Origin of the sequence: Nocardia sp. CY41 (genome assembly GCF_009829325.1) — a bacterium.
In the GTDB taxonomy this organism is placed as follows: domain Bacteria; phylum Actinomycetota; class Actinomycetes; order Mycobacteriales; family Mycobacteriaceae; genus Nocardia.
Genome location: NZ_VUOS01000101.1, coordinates 1 through 2,479, shown reverse-complemented (window position 1 = coordinate 2,479; position 2,479 = coordinate 1). Strand labels below are relative to the sequence as shown.

At 69.0% G+C, this 2,479-nt stretch carries 1 protein-coding gene; it reads left to right on the top strand.

What is annotated here, in order from left to right; translation table 11 throughout:
• Window positions 1–2,479: ATP-dependent chaperone ClpB (clpB, locus tag GVY64_RS36810; protein ID WP_159851291.1), on the top strand; the 2,479-nt coding region annotated here is incomplete at both ends.

Sequence of the window (2,479 nt, the reverse complement as noted above, 5' to 3'; positions counted from 1 at the left end):
CTGCAGGCGGCCTCCGCCGCGGGCAACCCGGAGATTCGTCCGGCGCACTTGCTGGTGGCGTTGCTGGACCAGACCGACGGCATCGCCGCGCCCTTGCTGAAGGCCGTCGGAACGGATCCGGCGACCGTGCGAGGCGAGGCACAGGACATCGTGGACCGGCTGCCAAGGGCGACCGGCGCCACCACCACACCGAACCTGGGCCGCGAGGCGCTCGCCGCGATCACCGCGGCGCAGCGCCTGGCCACCGAGCTCGGTGACGAGTACGTCTCCACCGAGCACGTGATGGTCGGTCTCGCCGAGGGCGACTCCGACGTGACGATGCTGCTGCGCAAGTACGGCGCCACCGCCGACGCGCTGCGCTCGGCGTTCACCGCGGTACGCGGCAGCGCTCGCGTGACCAGCCCCGATCCGGAGGGCAGCTACCAGGCGCTGGAGAAGTACTCCACCGACCTGACGGCCGCCGCCCGCGCGGGCAAGCTCGATCCGGTGATCGGCCGGGACACCGAGATCCGCCGGGTGGTGCAAGTGCTGAGTCGGCGCACCAAGAACAACCCGGTGCTGATCGGCGAGCCGGGCGTCGGCAAGACGGCGATCGTCGAGGGCCTGGCCCAGCGCATCGTGGCGGGCGACGTCCCGGAGTCGCTGCGCGGCAAGTCCGTCGTCGCGCTCGATCTCGGCGCGATGGTCGCGGGCGCGAAGTATCGCGGCGAGTTCGAGGAGCGGCTCAAGGCCGTGCTCGAGGACATCAAGAACAGCGCGGGTCAGATCATCACGTTCATCGATGAGCTGCACACGATCGTCGGCGCGGGCGCCACCGGTGAATCGGCGATGGACGCGGGCAACATGATCAAGCCGATGCTGGCCCGCGGCGAGCTGCGCCTGGTCGGCGCGACCACGTTGGAGGAGTACCGCCAGCACATCGAGAAGGACGCCGCCTTGGAACGGCGCTTCCAGCAGGTGCTGGTCGGCGAGCCGTCGGTGGAGGACACCATCGGCATCCTGCGTGGCATCAAAGAGCGCTACGAGGTGCACCACGGCGTGCGCATCACCGACTCCGCGCTGGTCGCCGCGGCCACGCTGTCGGACCGCTACATCACTTCCCGGTTCCTGCCGGACAAGGCGATCGACCTGGTCGACGAGTCGGCCTCGCGGTTGCGCATGGAGATCGACTCCCGTCCGGTGGAGATCGACGAGGTGGAGCGCGCGGTGCGCAGGCTGGAGATCGAGGAGGTCGCCCTCGCCAAGGAGACCGACGAGGCCTCCAAGCAGCGGCTGGAGAAACTGCGCTCCGAACTCGCCGACGACCGCGAGAAACTCAACCAGCTGACCACCCGTTGGCAGAACGAGAAGAACGCGATCGATCAGGTGCGCACGCTCAAAGAGCAGCTGGAAGCGCTGCGCGGCGAGTCCGAGCGCGCCGAGCGCGACGGTGACCTCGGCAAGGCGGCCGAACTGCGCTACGGCCGGATCCCGGCGCTGGAGAAGCAGCTCGCCGAGGCCGAAAAAGTCTCCGCCACAGCGGGAGACGGCGAGGTGATGCTCAAAGAGGAGGTGGGCCCGGACGACATCGCCGAGGTGGTGTCCTCCTGGACCGGTATTCCGGTGGGCCGGATGCTGGAAGGGGAGACGCAGAAGCTGCTGCGCATGGAAGACGAGCTGGGCCGCCGTGTGGTCGGCCAGACCGAGGCCGTGCAGGCGGTGTCCGACGCGGTGCGCCGGGCGCGCGCGGGTGTCGCCGACCCGAATCGCCCGACCGGCTCGTTCATGTTCATCGGCCCCACCGGCGTCGGCAAGACCGAGCTGGCGAAGGCGTTGGCGGACTTCCTGTTCGACGACGAGCGCGCCATGGTCCGCATCGACATGAGCGAGTACAGCGAGAAGCACTCGGTCGCCCGGCTGGTCGGCGCCCCGCCCGGCTACGTCGGTTACGACCAGGGCGGTCAGCTCACCGAGGCGGTGCGGCGCAGGCCCTACACGGTGGTGCTGTTCGACGAGATCGAGAAGGCGCACCCGGACGTGTTCGACATCCTGCTGCAAGTGCTCGACGAGGGCAGGCTCACCGACGGCCAGGGCCGCACGGTGGACTTCCGCAACACCATCCTCATCCTGACCTCCAACCTGGGCGCGGGCGGTGATCGCGAGTTCGTCATGAACGCCGTGCGTTCGGCCTTCAAGCCGGAGTTCCTCAACCGCCTCGACGACGTGGTCATGTTCCACGCGCTCGACGAGGAGCAGCTCGAGCACATCGTCGACATCCAGCTCGAGCAGCTGCAGAAGCGGCTGGCGCAGCGCAGGCTGAAGCTGGAGGTCAGCGATTCGGCCCGGTTCTGGCTGGCCGTGCGCGGCTACGACCCCGCCTACGGCGCGCGCCCGTTGCGCAGGCTGATCCAGCAGGCCATCGGCGATTCCCTCGCCAAGGAACTGCTCGCGGGCGAGATCACCGACGGCGACAACGTCAAAGTGAGTGTCAGCCCCGACG